The 15,803-nt window shown below is 67.1% G+C and carries 13 protein-coding genes and 1 pseudogene; 9 read left to right on the top strand and 5 right to left on the bottom strand.

The genetic code is table 11. From position 1 onward, the window contains the following. Window positions 1–12: 12 nt before the first annotated feature. Window positions 13–1,191 carry an MFS transporter gene (locus QFZ46_RS09890; RefSeq protein ID WP_307360907.1) on the top strand — a complete coding sequence of 393 codons (1,179 nt, stop codon included), beginning with the start codon at window positions 13–15 and terminating at the stop codon, window positions 1,189–1,191. Window positions 1,192–1,241: 50 nt separating this feature from the next. Here QFZ46_RS09890 and QFZ46_RS09885 read toward each other — a convergent pair whose 3' ends face one another. Further along, entirely contained in the window at window positions 1,242–1,547 is a 306-nt protein-coding gene (locus tag QFZ46_RS09885) for an ArsR/SmtB family transcription factor (protein ID WP_307360904.1), read from the bottom strand. 81 nt (window positions 1,548–1,628) lie between these two features. Here QFZ46_RS09885 and QFZ46_RS09880 point away from each other — a divergent pair, with 81 nt between their 5' ends. Next, window positions 1,629–2,861, top strand: coding sequence for an MFS transporter (locus tag QFZ46_RS09880; protein ID WP_307360902.1), 1,233 nt, complete (start codon window positions 1,629–1,631; stop codon window positions 2,859–2,861). Window positions 2,862–2,891: 30 nt separating this feature from the next. On the opposite strand, the gene QFZ46_RS09875 is transcribed toward QFZ46_RS09880, so the two are convergent. The 4 genes and pseudogenes from QFZ46_RS09875 to QFZ46_RS09860 all read right to left on the bottom strand — a co-directional run. Then, a complete protein-coding gene (locus QFZ46_RS09875; protein ID WP_307360899.1) occupies window positions 2,892–3,446 on the bottom strand; it encodes a hypothetical protein in 555 nt (184 codons plus the stop codon). A gap of 107 nt (window positions 3,447–3,553) precedes the next feature. Then, window positions 3,554–4,561, bottom strand: a complete 1,008-nt coding sequence (locus tag QFZ46_RS09870) for a PfkB family carbohydrate kinase (protein WP_307360896.1) — start codon at window positions 4,559–4,561, stop codon at window positions 3,554–3,556. 219 nt (window positions 4,562–4,780) lie between these two features. Beyond that, window positions 4,781–5,062, bottom strand: a complete 282-nt coding sequence (locus QFZ46_RS09865) for a substrate-binding domain-containing protein (RefSeq protein WP_307364562.1) — start codon at window positions 5,060–5,062, stop codon at window positions 4,781–4,783. Further along, window positions 5,061–5,777: pseudogene (locus tag QFZ46_RS09860) on the bottom strand (LacI family DNA-binding transcriptional regulator); the annotation flags it as partial. The gene QFZ46_RS09865 and the pseudogene QFZ46_RS09860, both read right to left, overlap by 2 nt. 248 nt (window positions 5,778–6,025) lie before the next feature. On the opposite strand from QFZ46_RS09860, the gene QFZ46_RS09855 reads away from it, so the two are divergent. The 7 genes from QFZ46_RS09855 to QFZ46_RS09825 are packed head-to-tail and all read left to right on the top strand — an operon-like array spanning window position 6,026 to window position 15,763. Then, on the top strand, window positions 6,026–7,096 hold the full coding sequence (locus tag QFZ46_RS09855) for a glycoside hydrolase family 38 N-terminal domain-containing protein (protein ID WP_307360895.1): 1,071 nt from the start codon (window positions 6,026–6,028) through the stop codon (window positions 7,094–7,096). Then, window positions 7,027–9,078: an alpha-mannosidase gene (locus tag QFZ46_RS09850; RefSeq protein ID WP_307360892.1), complete on the top strand. Its 2,052-nt coding sequence runs from the start codon at window positions 7,027–7,029 to the stop codon at window positions 9,076–9,078. Before QFZ46_RS09855 ends, QFZ46_RS09850 begins: the two co-directional genes overlap by 70 nt. A gap of 29 nt (window positions 9,079–9,107) precedes the next feature. Beyond that, window positions 9,108–10,400 (top strand): ABC transporter substrate-binding protein, encoded by a 1,293-nt coding sequence (locus QFZ46_RS09845; protein WP_307360891.1) that lies wholly within the window; start codon window positions 9,108–9,110, stop codon window positions 10,398–10,400. Continuing rightward, window positions 10,397–11,371 carry a carbohydrate ABC transporter permease gene (locus QFZ46_RS09840; RefSeq protein WP_307360889.1) on the top strand — a complete coding sequence of 325 codons (975 nt, stop codon included), beginning with the start codon at window positions 10,397–10,399 and terminating at the stop codon, window positions 11,369–11,371. The genes QFZ46_RS09845 and QFZ46_RS09840 overlap by 4 nt, the downstream gene beginning before the upstream one ends. Next, window positions 11,368–12,255: a carbohydrate ABC transporter permease gene (locus tag QFZ46_RS09835; RefSeq protein WP_307360888.1), complete on the top strand. Its 888-nt coding sequence runs from the start codon at window positions 11,368–11,370 to the stop codon at window positions 12,253–12,255. The genes QFZ46_RS09840 and QFZ46_RS09835 overlap by 4 nt, the downstream gene beginning before the upstream one ends. Next, window positions 12,252–13,562, top strand: coding sequence for a glycoside hydrolase 5 family protein (locus QFZ46_RS09830; RefSeq protein ID WP_307360885.1), 1,311 nt, complete (start codon window positions 12,252–12,254; stop codon window positions 13,560–13,562). Before QFZ46_RS09835 ends, QFZ46_RS09830 begins: the two co-directional genes overlap by 4 nt. After that, window positions 13,562–15,763 carry a glycoside hydrolase family 3 protein gene (locus QFZ46_RS09825; RefSeq protein WP_307360882.1) on the top strand — a complete coding sequence of 734 codons (2,202 nt, stop codon included), beginning with the start codon at window positions 13,562–13,564 and terminating at the stop codon, window positions 15,761–15,763. The genes QFZ46_RS09830 and QFZ46_RS09825 overlap by 1 nt, the downstream gene beginning before the upstream one ends. Window positions 15,764–15,803: the final 40 nt, after the last annotated feature.

The raw sequence follows: 15,803 nt of genomic DNA, 5'->3' as shown, positions 1-15,803 counted from the left end.
ATCGTTACACAGATGCGCTTCCATCTAGGTCCTTATCTCGCGTTCGCCGCGTTCGGTGTCTTCTGGGGCACGTGGGGTGCAGCACTTCCCGCACTCCGCGACGAGGCCCAGCTGACCGAGGGCCAGCTGGGCGCTGCGCTCCTCTGCGTTGGCGCGGGCGCGCTTCCCGCCATGCTTTTTACCGGGAGAGCCGTCGACCGTTTCGGGGTGCGTATCACCGGCCTTCTTCTTCTCGCACTCGCCGGCTCCGGCATCCTGCTCGCCTGGCAGGCGACGGATCCCCTTTCGATCACGATCGCGATGCTGCTGATCGGAGCGACCTCCGGGGCATCGGATGTCGCCGCGAATGCCCTTGCCGCGCTCGGCGAGGCGAGGTCGCATCGGCGCGTCATCACGCTCAGTCACGCCGTCTTCTCGTCATTCGTCGTCGCCGCGAGCCTCGGAGCAGGAGCGCTTCGCGCCGCCGGCCACGACGTCACCTTCGTCTTCAGCGTCGCGGGGCTGCTGATGGCGGCAGCGGGAGCAATCGTGTTCATCCGTGGCGACGGGCGACCACTCTCAGAGTCCCCGGTCGCTGCGACCTCAGGAGGCGGCACCGCACGCATCTGGCCCTTCATTGCCATCGGATCAGTCGGAGCGCTCGGATTCGCCGCCGAGAACGCTCACCAGAGCTGGAGTGCGATCTTCCTCGAAGACGAGCTGCACGTCGGACTCGGGTTCGCCGCGCTGGCGCCCGCTACTTTCGCCGCGGCCGCGGCCATTACGCGCTTCACGGTCGGATCATCGGCTCGCATCCCCGATCGAGTGCTACTCATCGGCGGCGCCACCGTGGCCTCGATCGGGTCAGTCGTCGTCGCATTCGCAACCAGCATCCCCGTCGCGCTAATGGGCCTCGCGTTCGCGGCGATCGGGATGTCGGTACTGTTCCCCACACTTCTCAGCAGCTCGCTCCGCGGCGTCCCGGACGAGCGTCGCGGCCGTGCGACGTCCGCGATCGGGGCCACGGCGTATCTGGGCTTCGTGTTCGGTCCGGTGTACGTGGGCATGCTCGCGGGTCTGATCGGCCTTCGCGGAGCCATGATCGGCGTCGCGGCACTCACTGCCGTGTTCGCGCTGGCAGCGCCGATGGCTCGTCGACTGGTCACGGGGAGCAACCAGGGGCACGGGCTCCGAAGGGTTGGCGCGTCCTGACCGTCGATCCCGGTGGGGACCCGATAGCAGGCTCCCGCCCATAATCGCGCTTAGTTCTGAAGCACCGAATCCAACAGCCCAGGGAACAGCGCATCGAGATCGTCGCGCCGTAGCGTCAGCATCCGTCGACGCCCATTGGGCTCGTTGCGGATGACGCCGGCTTCGCGCAGCACCTTCATGAAGTGCGACTTGGTCGACTTCGGCAGGTTCGGGTCGGTGGCATGGCAGGCCGCCATGTCGAGCGGGCCGTCGGCGAGCTGACGCGCGATCGCGAGGCGCTCGGGGTCGCTGAGCGCGAAGAGCACGTCCGTCAGGTGGATGTCGGAGCGCTCCGGATGCGGCAGATCACCGGGCATGGTTCGAGAATAGTTGAACAATCACAGAAACGCGAGTACGCTCCGATAGTTCGATGATTCTCGAACCGATGAGGAGCGCGCATGACCACGACCCAACCGATCGCCGTTCGACAGGCCGGCCCCGCGGTCGCGCCCCACACCCGCACCTCGCGTGCACGGTTCGGATTCGCCCTCGCGGTAGTGGCGCAGATCCTGATGATGGCCGGCGCGAGCGCCCCGTCGCCGTTCTACCCGGTTCTCGCCGAGCAGATCGGCTTCGCCGCGATCGTGATCACCGCCGTGTTCGCGGTCTACGCGATCGCGCTGCTGCTCACGCTGCTCACGGCCGGATCGCTGTCGGACCACGTCGGCCGCCGCCCGGTCGTGATCGTCGGGTTCGTGCTTCTGGCCGGCAGCATGCTGCTCTTCTCGCACGCGGACTCGGTGGCGCTGCTCGTCATGGCACGGATCATCCAGGGCATCGCGAGCGGACTGCTGCTCTCGGCGCTCTCGGCAGCCGTGCTCGACCTCGCACCTCCTGCTCGCCCAGCCACAGCGGCGCTGTGGAACGCGCTGTCCCCCGGCATCGGCCTCGCGACCGGCGCGCTCCTGTCGGGGGTCGCACTCGACATCATGGGCGAACCACTGCTCGATGTGTTCGGACCGCTCACCGCGGTGTACGGCATCCTCGCGGTGCTCTTCTTCTTCGCACCTGAGACGGCGCCGAAGAAGCCGGGCGTGTGGGCGTCGCTGCAGTTCCGCCTGTCGATTCCACAGGGCATCCGCGCGGACTTCTGGCGCGCAGCCCCCGCCGTCGTCGCGGGTTGGGCCACCGGTGGCCTGTTCCTCTCCCTCGGGGCGAACATCGTGCACAACCAACTCGGCGGAATCGCTCACATCTGGCAGGGGCTGGGAGTCGTGCTTCTCGCTGGAGTCGGAGCGATCACCGCGTTCGTCCTCCGGCGACGCTCGCCGCGGACGATCACGATCTTCGGCACCGCGGCCCTCGCCGCAGGCACGGCCCTGTCACTCGGGGCGCTCGCGCTAGGCTCTCTCGCGGCCTATCTCATCGCGGCCGCGGTGACGGGAATGGGCTTCGGCACCGCGTTCTCCGGTGTGATCGCTTCGCTCGCGCCACGCATCCCCGCCACGGAGCGCGCCGACACGTTCGCCGTGATCTACGTGCTCGCGTATCTCGCGTTCGGCGTGCCCGCCGTCATCGCCGGGATGCTGGTGGGCGTCGTCGGCCTCGGCGCTGTGTGCGTCGGCTACGGCGTGATCGTCATCTCGCTGTCGGTGCTGGCGCTGGTGTTCCGGGTGCGACGGGCGGCGTGAGGATGCCGGCATGCGGATGCGGTGACTTCCTCAGCCGACCCGCGCTCTGACCTCCCGCACGCGGCGATAGCTGGGGAGGAAGGCGAACAGCGCGGCCAGCAGTGTGCCCACCGTGAGGATCGGGAGAGCGATCTCCAGCTCCCACGGCGAATCCGAACTGAGCCCGATGCTCATGACCATCCACGCGCCGAGGGTTCCGGCGATGAGCAACACGATGAAGACGACCACCACGCGCTCTGCCACCGTCGAGAGCTCGATGCGCGCCAGCCAGGAGACGACGATCATCGACCCGATGATGACGACGACAAGCACGACGAACGCCGTGCCGAACAGCGCCGATGCGGAATCGACCTCGCCTTCGCTGTCCGGGCCGAGCAATCCGCCGACAAGCCCGAAGAGGTTCACCGTCTGGTCTTCCCCGTCGATGCTGTCGGTGACGAACGGCAGGAACAGCCCGAGAGCGAGGAGGATCTCGATCAGGATGACGGGAAGCGTGAGCACCGCGGCTCGCAAGTTTCGCACCTGCTGCGCGAGAAGCCGCTGCGCGTTCTCCGTCGTGAGGTTTCCTTCTGCATCCTGAGTCATGATCTCCCCCTCATCGGCGGTGCGTTCGGTCGCGTGACCTCACATGCCAGACGAGTGTAGCCGTCGGCTCTTCTCGCCGATGGGCTGCGTGAGTACGCCGCTGGGGTTCACCTCCCGCGGAGGAACTCCTCAACCTCGACTGCAGTAGGAGCCGTCGTAGGTCCACGTCGTGTGACTTTGATCGCGGCCGCGGCGTTGGCACGCCGGCAGGCATCCACCCACGTCGAACCGTCGGCGATGCCTGCGAGCAGCGCGCCGGTGTGGGTGTCGCCCGCGCCGTTGGTGTCGACGGGAGTCTGCGGAAAGCCCGGCACGTAGGTGCTCTCGCCGTGCGCATGCACGGCACACCCCTCAGCGCCGTCGCGGACGATGATGACCGCCCCGGCGCGCATCAGCGGAGCAAGCTCCCGGGCGTGAGCCACGATCTCACGTTCGGATGCTTCTATCGGCGCCTCGACCCGAACAGACAGCGCGGCCAGCAGATCGGTCGCCTCCTCTGCATTGCCGGTCCACACGTCGGTGCGGGCCAGCATCGTGTCGCGCACGTCTGCCGGCAGCGCGGCGAAGGCCGCTCCGGGGTCGAGGACGACGACCGCGTACTCGGGAAGGGCCTTCAACCAGGCCAGCAGAGGATCACGGGTCTGCGCGACGGCGAGCGAGTATCCGGTGACGCAGACGAGGTCACCGGGCTGCACGTCGGCGCTCGAGAGCGAGTCGACGGTGATCTCACGCTCGGCGCCCAGCGTCGTGACGAATGTGCGCTCCGCGGAGGGTTCGATCAGCACGACGCATACGCCGGTGTCGTGCGTGGTCACTGGCGGGGCGGATGCTGCGATGCCATCAGCATCCAGCGCTTCACGGATCAGGTCACCGTACGGGCCGGTCCCGATCGATCCGGCATGCAGGCACTGCGCACCCAGGCGAGCTGCCGCGAGCAGCACGGTCACAGAGCCGCCGGCGTACTCGGCGACGGAGTCGGCCATCAGGTTCTGCCCGCGCACGGGAAGGTCTGCCACTTCGATGACCAGGTCGACCAGAGCCTGTCCGGTGTGGATCACTCGAGGCTTGTGCGCATCCTGCGCGACTCGGTCATCGGCCTCGGCACGGGTGAGCATGCGGACAGCCTATCGAGCAGGCTTCATTCACAGCCTTCGATGGCCGGCTGATCGGATTCCCGAGAACGAGCGGCAGTTCATGACCGAATTCCGCTGGCGGCATCCGGTCCATAGGATGCCGCGTCGCGGCAGGCGATGCGGGTCCGGTCCGGCTGACGAAGGCGGATGGGCAGAACTGATCGATTGCCGCCACTCCGACCCGCCCTGCGACACGCGGTCTCAGCGCTCGGTGCTGCGGGGAGGTGCCGTGCTGCCGCGCACGACCAGCTGCGGCGTTGGCGCCTGAACGGATTCCGGAGTCGCCCGCTCGGCCGTGATCGCGGCGAGCAGCCGTTCGGCCGCGAGCGATCCGAGCGCGAAGGTGTCTCGGGTGAGACTCGTGATCGCCGGATGCGTCAAGCGCGTCAGGACCGAGTCGTCGAATGAGGCGATCGAGAGCTGCGAGGGGCACTTCAACGCCCATCTCGTTGGCGACGCCGAGACCCGCGACTGCCATGACATCGCTGTCGTACACCAGAGCGGTCGGGCGGTCGAAGCGCGACAGCAACGAGCGGGTCGCCTCTCCGCCTTGCTCATCGGAGAAATCGGTGCTGATGGTCGTGACGCGCAGCCCCTGTGTCTTGGACAGCTCGGCCACGGCCGCCGCTCGTCGGCGGGTGTGCTCATACGTGGCAGTGCCGCCGACATAGCCGAGGTTGCGGTGTCCGAGTGCGCTGAGATAGCTGAGCAACGTCGTCATCGCCGCATAGTCGTCGGCCCACACGCTGGTCACCGGCCACGCTTCTCCCGCGCCCCCGATCGCGACCGCAGGGATGCCGAGATCGGCCAGCACCGCCGGGCGCGGGTCGTCCACGGCCAGGTCGAGCAGGACTGTTCCGGCGACGCGGTTCTCCGCGGCCCACTGCCGATACGTGGCGATCTCGGAAGCAGTGTCCTCAACGATCAGCAACTGCAGCGCAAAGGAGCTCTGCGAAAGCGTCGACTGCAGTCCCGACATGAGGTGCGCGAAGAACGGTTCGATGCCCAGCGTGCGCGCGGGGCGCGCAACCACCAGGCCGGCGACGTCGTTCGTCGCGCCCTTGAGCGCTCGGGCGGCTCTGTGGGGCCGCCAGTTCATCTCGTCGGCGATCGCGACGATCCGTTGGCGCGTCGTCTCGCTCACTCCTGGGCGGCCGTTCAGCGCCAGCGAGACGGCGGATACCGAAACGCCGGCCATCCTGGCGATGTCGAAGCTCGTCAAACGCGCCTCTACGTCCGGGGCGTTGTTGTCCGCGATGTCGACTCGGGACGCGTGTTCAGTCATGTAGCTCCTTGAGCACGGTCTTTGTACTCAATCGCAACAGTAGTACGGGCGCCGATAATCTGGCCAGACTCGGATGCTGCAACTCAATTGAGTAACTCTATTGCTCTAATCTACTCAAACGTATTAGTCTGCGAAATGCCCCTCGACGACGAAAGGTCGGCATGCACGATCACCTCCGCGACACGCTCGAACGCCTCACTCGTGTTCGGCGCGATCGCATCGATCCTCAGATCCATCACCGCATCGGTGACGTGCGTGTGAGTTCATGGCTCGTCGCCGACGACGGTGAACCAGTCGCGGCGGCGCATGCCATCGGCATCCGTCACGACGACGGACGGAGTCCGGCCGAGTACACACCGTTCGAGGTGGGAAGCCCTTGGGGCGAGGCATGGGCGACTCGTTGGTTCCGCATCGAGGGCCAGGTCCCAGCAGACGCGCAGGGCGATGTCGAGCTGTTGTTCGACCTCGGATGGTTCGACCACTCGGTCGGCGGCCACGCTGAAGCTCTGGTCTTCACCGCCGACGGCGTTCCGGTCAAGGGCCTGCACCCGAAGCAGCGCTGGGTGCGCCTGCGCGGCCGCGGCGCCCGCCCCGGCGTGTGCGACAGCGATGGCTCGGTGAACCTCTTCGTCGAAGCCGCTGCGAACCCGCTGCTTCTCGGTCTTCCGCCCTTCGTCACGACCGAGCACGGCGAGAAGGGTGCCGAGGGCTTCGAACAGTTCGTCCTGCGCAGCGCCGAGATCGCACTGTTCCGACGCGAGGTCTACGAGTTCGCCCTCGATCTCGATGTGTGCGGCGAACTCGTTCGCACTCTCGCCGCGGACTCGCCGCGCTACTGGCGGCTTCTTCGCGGCATCGAAGAGGCACTCGATGTCTACGACGAACGCGACCCGATCGCATCCGCCGAACACGCACGTGCTGTACTGGCTCCGTTGCTCGCCATGCCGGCCAACGCCAGTGCGATGACCGTGACCGCCGTGGGCCACGCCCACATGGACTCCGCATGGCTGTGGCCTCTGCGCGAAACCGTTCGAAAGCTCGGTCGCACTGTGTCGAACGCCCTCGCCCTGCTCGACAGCGACGAGAGCCTCATCTATACGATGACCTCGGCACAGCACTTCGTCTGGCTCGAGACGCACTACCCCCCGATCTGTTCGAGCGCGTGGCCGCCTACGTCGCGGAGGGGCGGTTCATTCCCGTCGGCGGCATGTGGGTCGAGGTCGACGGCGTGATACCGACAGGTGAGTCCTTCGTGCGGCAGATCATGCTCGGCAAGGCCTACTTCGCAGAACGCTTCGGGCTGGACAGCCGGGAGGTCTGGCTGCCGGACTCGTTCGGTTACAGCGGAGCGCTCCCACAGCTCGCTCGACGCTCCGGCTCCGACGTCTTCCTCACGCAGAAGATCTCGTGGAACGACACCACCGTCTTCCCTCATCATTCGTTCTGGTGGGAGGGCATCGACGGAACCCGCGTCTTCACGCACTTCCCGCCCGCCGACACCTACGCGGCATCCGTCACCGGACAAGAACTCGCCCACACCGTCTCGAACTTCAAGGACAAGGCGATCGCCTCCCACGCACTGCTCGCGTACGGCTACGGAGACGGCGGCGGCGGCCCCACGCGCGAGATGGCGTCGCGACTGCATCGGTTCAACGACCTGGAGGGCGCACCGCGGGTCGAGTCGCGTTCACCGCAGGACTTCTTCCACGACGCCGAGCGCGAGTTGCGCGAACTGCCCTCGACGTCAGCAGTCAGCCCTGTCTGGCATGGCGAACTGTATCTCGAGCTGCACCGCGGTTCGCTGACATCCCAGCAGGCGATGAAGCGCGGCAACCGCCGCAGCGAATCGCTGCTGCGTGAGGTCGAGCACGCGTGGTCCGCTGCATCCAGACTCGCCGGCGCCGCCTATCCGAGTGAGGAGCTTACGGAGATCTGGCACGGCGTGCTGCTGCACCAGTTCCACGACATCCTGCCCGGCACCTCGATCGCCTGGGTGCACCGTGAGGCGCGCGACTTCTACGCCGACGTCGAGCAGCGCCTGGAACGTCTCCTCGCGGCCGCGGCCGCAGAGCTTCGGAATGCCGGCCTGATCGCGACCCCCGACGCATCGTCCGCGGCTGCCACCGCCATCGCACGCGACGGCGACATTATCGTGCTCGACAACGGAACGCTGCGGGCGGAGTTCGATGCCACCGGGCACGTGACCTCGCTGCGAGCCCCGGACGGCACCGAGTACGTCACCCCCCGCGCAAGCCTGGGCGAGTTCATCCTGTTCCGCGACGAACCGGTGCGATGGGACGCCTGGGATCTCGACAGGCACGTCCTGCGCCACCCGCGGCCGGTGCAGGACCTCACCGAACTCGAAGTGGTCACGGAAGGCGATGACGCCGGCGTTCGCGTCGTGCGCACCTTCGGAGACTCCCGAATCACAGCGACCACCTGGCTCCGAGCCGGCGCCCGTCAGCTCGAGACGGACGCCGAGATCGACTGGCGCGAGAGGGAACAGCTGCTGAAGGTCTCGATGCCTCTCGCCCTGCGCGCCCGGATCGCCAGCTTCGAGACGCAGTACGGCAACACCGAACGGCCATTGCACGCCAATACAGCTGCGGATGAGGCCATGTTCGAAGCCGCCATGCAGCGATACGTCCACGTCGCGGAAGCAGATCGCGGAGCCGCGGTCATCGCCTCCACCATCGCCGGAGCAGATGCGCGCATCGACGAAACCGGGACCGGTACCAGCATCCGCCTCTCCCTGCTGCGCGGCGCCCGCTTCCCTGATCCGGATGCCGATCTGGGAGTGCACCGGTTCTCGTGGGCTGTGCTGCCGCAGGCGTCCATCCCCGACGCGCTCGAGGCGGCTCGTGCGTTCGCGTTGCCGCAGAGTCTCGAGCCGGGACTGCCTGCGCTCGCCGACCTGGTGCCGTTGTCGGGTCACGCTGTCATCGACTGGGTCAAGCTGGCCGAGGACGGCTCCGGAGACGTGATCGTGCGCCTGTATGAGACGCAGGGAGCCCGAGCCACTGCACGGCTGACCACGCACCCTGGACTGCATCACGACACCGTCACCGAGACCGACCTGCTCGAGCGTCCGGCGCCCGAAGACGGCCCGCGCCGTGCTCTCCGCTCAGCAGGCGACGTTCCCGTCGCCGACGGCGCGATGGTCGACCTCGCTCCCTACCAGATCTGCACTCTCCGTCTCACTCCCGCGCGCTGACAGCGCGGGCCACTCGAAAGGAACCTTCAATGACGATGAGAAAACCTGTCGCCTTCACCGCCGCACTGGCGGCCGGAACGCTGCTGCTCGCCGGGTGCGCCGAAGGAGGCAACGCCCCCGCTGACAGCGCCGACGGTGAACTGTCTGGCGAGATCACCTTCCAGACCTGGAACCTCAAGAACGAGAAGTTCACCCCCTACTTCGAGGACCTGATCGACGCGTTCGAATCAGACAACCCCGGCACGACGATCGAATGGGTCGACGCTCCGCCGGAGGGGTATCAGGACAAGCTGTCTGCTGACGCGGCCGCAGGGAACCTTCCCGACGTCGTGGATATGGGGCCGGAGGCCGCCTACACCCTGGCGCAGGCCGGCATCCTCGAAGACATCGCCGAAAGCGACCCCGAGGCCGAGGACCTCTACCTCGACAAGGCGTGGGAGGCGATGACCTTCGCCGGACTCGGCGGCGGCACCTATGGCTACCCGTGGTACCTGAACACCGGACCGTCGTTCTTCAACACCGCGCTGTTCGAGGAATGCGGGCTCGACCCGGCCGATCTGCCCACCGATTACGATGCCCTCTTCACTCAGGCCGAGACGCTCACGGCATCCTGCCCGGACGACGCGATGATCGCGCGCATGCCGGCGATCGAGAACTTCGGCGAGTACGGCGTCGAGCTCATGAACGAGGACGGCACCGAGTTCACGTACAACAGTGAGAAGGGCGTGGAGTTCGTCCAGCGCTTCGTCGACCTGTACGCGGATGCCGGCCTGACCGAGGAATCGCTCAACAACCTCCAGACCGCCGAGGTCGACGACTTCAAGGCCGGCCGCCTGGCGTACCTGCCCGGTAGCTCCTACACCTACAACGACCTCAAGGACACCGCTCCCGCGGTGTTCGAGTCGCTCGGCATCGGGCCGCGGATCAACGACTCGAGCCCGAACATGTACATCGAGTCTCTCGTCGTGAACGCCGGCAGCGAGAACGTCGAACTGGCGCGTGAATTCGCGAAATACGTCACCAACTCGGAGAACCAGCTGGCCTTCGCCGAGGCGGCGTCGGTGTTCCCCTCTTCAGAGGGCTCGCTCGACGACCCGTTCTACACCGAGGATGACGGCGACGGGGCGACGGCTGTGCGCCTCGCCGCTGCCGAGCAGGTGCGCGAGGCCGTCGTCTGGTGGCCGGCAGCGTTCTCGGGCGGTCCGGATGCTGCGACGCTGCGCGAAGAGATCGCTCTCGCCGTCCTGGGTCAGAAGAGCGCGCAGGAAGCGCTCGACGCATCGGTGAAGTACTCGAACGAACGGCTGGCCGCGACGCGATGACATCGCCCACCACCGAAACGCTCGTGCGGCGGGAGGCCGGATCCTCCCGCCGCACGGCACGGCGTGACGCCACCGCGCGGGGTCGGGCGCTGGCCACTCACCGATGGTTCGCCACCCCGTGGCTGTTTCTCGCGCCCGCTCTCGTCGTCATCGTCTGCTTCATCGTCGGCCCTTTCATCTCGACGATTCAGCTCGCCTTCACAGACTCGCTGCTGCTGCGGCCCGGCGACTTCATCGGCTTCGCGAACTTCGAGCGACTCTTCGCCGACCCGCGCTTCGGCACGGCGCTGCTGAATTCGACGCTCTACATGATCGTGGTCGTCCCGTTCATGGTCTTCCTGCCCCTCGTGCTCGCGACCCTCGTCGCCGGTGCCGGTCGCTTCCTGGGGTTCTTCCGCACCGCGGCATATCTTCCGGTGATCATGTCGCCCGTGATCGTCGGACTCATCTGGACCAACCTGCTGGACCGGCGGGGGCTCATCAACGAGCTCTTCGCCTCGCTGTCGCTCATCACCGGCCCGATCCCCTTCCTCACGGACCGCTGGCTGCTCATCTTTTCCGCGATGTTCGTGACCATCTGGATGGGCATGGGCTATTACATGGTCATCTACCTGGCCGCTCTGGCGAACATCGATCAGTCGCTCTACGACGCTGCCGCAATGGACGGCGCCGGTCGCATACGCACGTTCTTCAGCGTCACGGTTCCCGGCGTGCGCAACACGATGGGCCTGATCGGCATCCTCTCCTCAGTCGCCGCCTTCCGTGTCTTCGGTGAGGTGTACGTCCTCACCGGCGGCACCGGAGGCGTCGGCGGATCGGCACTCACCATGACCATGCTCATTCAACGTGAAGGAACCGGGCTGCAGGCGCAGACCGGGTACGCCTCGGCCATCAGCCTCGTGATGTTCGTCGTCCTGGGCGTCCTGCTGGTGCTCCAGCTCGTCACGCAGCAGAAGCAGGCGCAGAAATGACCGCGCTGCAGGACCACGCCGCTCCGACGAGCAACGCGAAGAAGTCACGCCGCCCGCGTCGCGGGCCCGTACCGGCGACGATCGCTCGGTATGTCGCACTGACGCTCATGGTCGTCGTGCTCGCAGGGCCCCTGGTCTGGCAGCTCTCCCTGTCTTTCAAGGGAGAGTCCGACGATCTCTACGCCCGCCCGCCACAGCTTCTGCCGTCCGACCCGACGCTGCAGAACTACAGCGACGTGCTGGATCGCGTCCCGGTGCTGCAGTACGTGCTGAACTCCGCCATCGTCGCACTCATGGCCATCGTCGGAAACGTCGTCGGCGCCACACTCGCCGGATACGCACTCGCCCGGCTTCGCTTCCGTGGGCGCAGGATCGCCCTCGGCGTCATCGTGGCGGCATTGCTCATCCCCGTCGAGACCGTGCTGATCTCGCAGTTCCTCGTCGTACGCGGGCTCGGTCTGACGAACACGCTGCTAGGCGTCGTGCTGCCGACTGTCATCGCGGCATTGAACGTGCTGCTCATGCGCAACGCCTTCGCGAGCCTGCCCGACGAGCTCGACCAGGCCGCGCTCGTGGACGGAGCCAACGCATGGCAGCGGTTCTTCCACATCGCCGTCCCTCAGGTGAAGGGCGTGATCACCGTGGTCGCGATCTTCGCCTTCGTCGGATCGTGGAACGACTTCCTCTGGCCGCTCATCGTGCTCTCGGACGAGACCAACTTCACCCTCACTGTCGGGTTGAATCGCTTGCGCGGCACGTTCACCGACGACCCGCAGCTCATCGCTGCGGGAACCATCATCGCCCTCATCCCGATCGTCGTCTTCTTCGCAGCTCTGCAGCGGTTCTTCTTCAAGGGGCTCGAGTCGGGCGGATTGAAAGGATGACCGTGCTCAGATTCGGCGCCAACCACACCCCGTCCGGGGATTGGTTCTACGACTGGATGCGGCCGGATGTCGACCGGCGACGCCGGGATTTCGAAGCCCTTGCGAACATCGGTCTCGACCACGTGCGCATCCTGCCCCTGTGGCCTGTGCTGCAGCCGAACCGTACTCTCATTCGTAGCCAGGCTGTCGAGGATGTGCGGATCGCAGTCGAGAACGCAGCGGAGTTCGGTCTCGACGCTGCGGTCGACGTGCTGCAGGGACACTTGTCGAGCTTTGACTTCGTACCGTCATGGTTGACCTCCTGGCATGCCGGCAACATGTTCACCGATCCGGATGCCGTGCAGGCGCAGATGCAGCTCGTCGACGCACTCGACGGGGCGCTGCGGGAGCTTCCGAACTTCCTCGGTCTCACGATCGGCAACGAGGTCAACCAGTTCCTGGCGACGTCGCATCCGTCGCCGATGCCGGCGACCCCCGATGACGTGACGGCCTGGCTCGCGGCCATGCATGGGCCTGGCCCGTCGGACCCAGGCCAGTTCCGCCTCAACGCCGAATACGACGCGGTCTGGTACGACGACACGCACGCCTTTCTCCCTGCCCACACCGCACGGTTCGGCGACATGAGCGTGATCCACTCCTGGGTCTTCAACGGAACCGCCCAGGGCTACGGCGCGATGTCGCACCAAGGGCTCCACCACGCCGAGTACCTCATCGAGCTCGCCGCAGCCTTCGCGGTCGATGCGAACAGGCCGGTGTGGTTGCAGGAGGTCGGAGCGCCGATGAACCACATCGATGCCACGGAGGCTCCCGACTTCCTCGAAGGCACGGTGCGGGCAGCGGTCGACTCCGACAGTCTGTGGGGTGTGACGTGGTGGTGTTCGCACGACATCTCACGCCGGCTCGGCGATTTCCCCGAGCTCGAGTACAGCCTCGGTCTCCTCGACCCGGAAGGCGGCGTGAAGCCGATCGGGCAGCGCTTCGGTGAGCTGGCCGCCGAGCTGCGCGAGCGGAAGACCGCGCCGACATCTCGCTCGGCGGCCGTCGTCGTGCCCGTCGATCATGACGACAGGCCGCTTGCTCGGCGCGAGCTCTCCCCCGGCGGCGGTGTGTTCGAGACCTGGATGCGGCTTTCGGCGGACGGCCTGCGGCCTGCGCTCGTCACGTCGACCGACGCCGCACGGCCCGCCAGGCTAGCCGCCCGCGGAATCGAACGCATCGTGAATGCGCCCGAGACCGGCCGTAGCTTCTACAGCGCGGTCAGTGACACCGACATGTTCCCGCCGGCCGCCACGGACGGTGCGCTCTGATGCCGGAGCAGCCCGATGTCGACGCACGCGTCGAACGCGCGCTTGACCGCCTCGACTTCACGCAGCGCGTGGGTCAGCTCAATCAGCGCCTGCTGGGATGGCGCGCCGTCGAACGTTGGAAGGACGGCTTCCGTCTGAGCGACGAAGGTCGGCGCGAGGTCGACCGATGGGGTGGTCTCGGGGCCCTGTACGGTCTCTTCCGCGCCGACGCCTGGTCTGGCCGGACGTGGCAGAACGGAATTCGTCCGGAAGAGCGTGCCGAGGTCGCCGCACTCGTTCAGGACGAGGTGCGCCGGGCGAGCGGGATCGGCGTGCTCCTCAGCGAAGAGGCACCGCACGGGCACCAGGCGCTCGGCGGATCGATCATGCCGGTGCCGCTCGCCGCAGCCGCGAGCTTCGACCGCGATCTCGTTCGGGAATCCTCCGCGGCGGTGGCCGCGCAGCTCAGAGCCAGTGGCGTGCACCTCGCCCTTGTGTCGACGCTCGATCTGCTGCGCGACCCACGCTGGGGACGCAGCGAGGAGTGCTTCGGTGAGGATCCGTACCTCGCATCCGTCATGACGCGGGCGGTCGTCGAGGGCATGCAGGGCACCGATCGGGCAGAGGTCGGTCGAACCGGCGTCGCCGTCGTGCTCAAGCACCTCGCGGCCCAGGGCGAGGCCATGGGCGGCCGGAACGGGCAGTCGTCGCTTATCGGCGAGCGCGACCTCGCAGAACTGCATCTGCCGATGGTCGAAGCGGGCGTGCGTGCCGGTGCGCTGGGCTTCATGGCGGCCTACAACGACATCGACGGCGTGCCGTGCTGCGCCAACCGCGACCTGCTGCACGATCTGCTGCGCTCCCGCTGGGGGTTCGACGGCATCGTGATGGCCGACGGCCTCGCCGTCGACCGGCTCGAGGCACTCACCGGCAGCATCCGCGAATCGGGACGCCTCGCACTGCTGTCGGGAGTCGATCTGTCGCTGTGGGACGAGGGCTTCGCCACGCTCGACCAGCTGAGCGATGACCCAGTTGTGCGCGCCGCGGTCGATGTCGCGTGCCGACGCGTCCTCACCCTCAAAGCCCGATTCGGGCTTCTGAGCGAAGAGGAGGAGCCTGAACCGGTCGTGGATCTGCGCGAGAGCATCACCCTCGGCGACGACCTCTCCCAGCGCGTGGCCGCTGCCTCCCTGGTACTGCTCGAGCGCGGCTCGCTGCCGTGGACCGGCGATGCGCTGCGGAACATCGTCGTGGCGGGCCCGTACGCCGATGATCACACCGCGTTGCTGGGCGACTACGTCGCGCCCCTGGAAGTACCAGCGCCCGGGATCGCCTCCGCTCTGCAGCGCGCGCTCCCTGACGCGAGTGTGCGAGTGGCCGTCGATGCCGACGCGGCCATCGACTTGGCCGACGGCGCCGACGCTCTGGTCCTCGTGCTCGGCGGGACCAGCCACCGTGCCTACGGCGACGACTTCGCCGCGAACGGAGCACTCCAGTCCGTCGCCGCCGCGACGAGCGGGGAGGGCGTCGATCTCTCTGATCTCGATCTTCCCCCCGCGCAGAGAGCACTCATCCGGCGCGTCTCAGAATCGGTGACCGTGCCGGTCGCCGCCGTCGTCGTCTCCGGTCGACCGCACGTGCTGACTCCCCTGGTGGATGCCGGAATGGCGATCGTCTGGGCTGGATTCCCCGGTCCGCATGGCGGTGCCGCCGTCGCCGACGTGCTCCTCGGGAAAAGCTCGCCCACCGGACGGCTGCCCTTCACGGCCCCGCGCTCGAGCGGTGTCGTTCCGTTGCATCACAACGACCGTCACGATGCTGCCTCGGTCTACCGCGATCAAATGGAGCCGGTGCTGTTCCCGTTCGGTTCCGGTCGAGGCTTCCTCGATCCGGACGTGAACTCTTTGACCGTGACGCCGGAAGACGAGGGCGTGCGGGTGACCGTGGATGTGCATAGTCCGCACGATTCGGCCACCACTGCCGTGCATCCGGTCTTCATCCGGCGTTGGGGCGGGACCGTGCTGCCGCGTCGGCAGGAACTGGTCGGCGTGCTGCGCGCCGTACTCGCACCCGGCGAGCACCTCGCCCTCGATCTGACTCTCCCCGCGGACGCCGTGCGTGCCGTGGACGCGAAACGCCCTTGGCTGCGCGTCATTGTCGCCGCTCACGAAGCGGACCTGCGCCTTCCCCTTCTTGAGGAGGTCGAAACCAGCACCAGCTGAAGAATCCGTACTCGCAGAAGAGAACAGCTCGACACCTCGA

The sequence above is a fragment of the Microbacterium murale genome (assembly GCF_030815955.1).
GTDB classification, from domain to species: Bacteria; Actinomycetota; Actinomycetes; order Actinomycetales; family Microbacteriaceae; genus Microbacterium; species Microbacterium murale_A.
Note: the sequence above shows the minus strand (reverse complement) of the source record. Positions and strands in the feature narration are given on the sequence as shown.

Bases quoted from the DNA above. Each gene is read 5' to 3' on its own strand.
- QFZ46_RS09880 (WP_307360902.1), top strand. From the start codon at position 1,629: ATGACCACGACCCAACCGATCGCCGTTCGACAGGCCGGCCCCGCGGTC.
- QFZ46_RS09855 (WP_307360895.1), top strand. From the start codon at position 6,026: ATGCACGATCACCTCCGCGACACGCTCGAACGCCTCACTCGTGTTCGG.
- QFZ46_RS09885 (WP_307360904.1), bottom strand. From the start codon at position 1,547: ATGCCCGGTGATCTGCCGCATCCGGAGCGCTCCGACATCCACCTGACG.
- QFZ46_RS09875 (WP_307360899.1), bottom strand. From the start codon at position 3,446: ATGACTCAGGATGCAGAAGGAAACCTCACGACGGAGAACGCGCAGCGG.
- QFZ46_RS09845 (WP_307360891.1), top strand. From the start codon at position 9,108: ATGACGATGAGAAAACCTGTCGCCTTCACCGCCGCACTGGCGGCCGGA.
- QFZ46_RS09840 (WP_307360889.1), top strand. From the start codon at position 10,397: ATGACATCGCCCACCACCGAAACGCTCGTGCGGCGGGAGGCCGGATCC.
- QFZ46_RS09825 (WP_307360882.1), top strand. From the start codon at position 13,562: ATGCCGGAGCAGCCCGATGTCGACGCACGCGTCGAACGCGCGCTTGAC.
- QFZ46_RS09835 (WP_307360888.1), top strand. From the start codon at position 11,368: ATGACCGCGCTGCAGGACCACGCCGCTCCGACGAGCAACGCGAAGAAG.
- QFZ46_RS09890 (WP_307360907.1), top strand. From the start codon at position 13: ATGCGCTTCCATCTAGGTCCTTATCTCGCGTTCGCCGCGTTCGGTGTC.
- QFZ46_RS09865 (WP_307364562.1), bottom strand. From the start codon at position 5,062: ATGTCATGGCAGTCGCGGGTCTCGGCGTCGCCAACGAGATGGGCGTTG.
- QFZ46_RS09830 (WP_307360885.1), top strand. From the start codon at position 12,252: ATGACCGTGCTCAGATTCGGCGCCAACCACACCCCGTCCGGGGATTGG.
- QFZ46_RS09870 (WP_307360896.1), bottom strand. From the start codon at position 4,561: ATGCTCACCCGTGCCGAGGCCGATGACCGAGTCGCGCAGGATGCGCAC.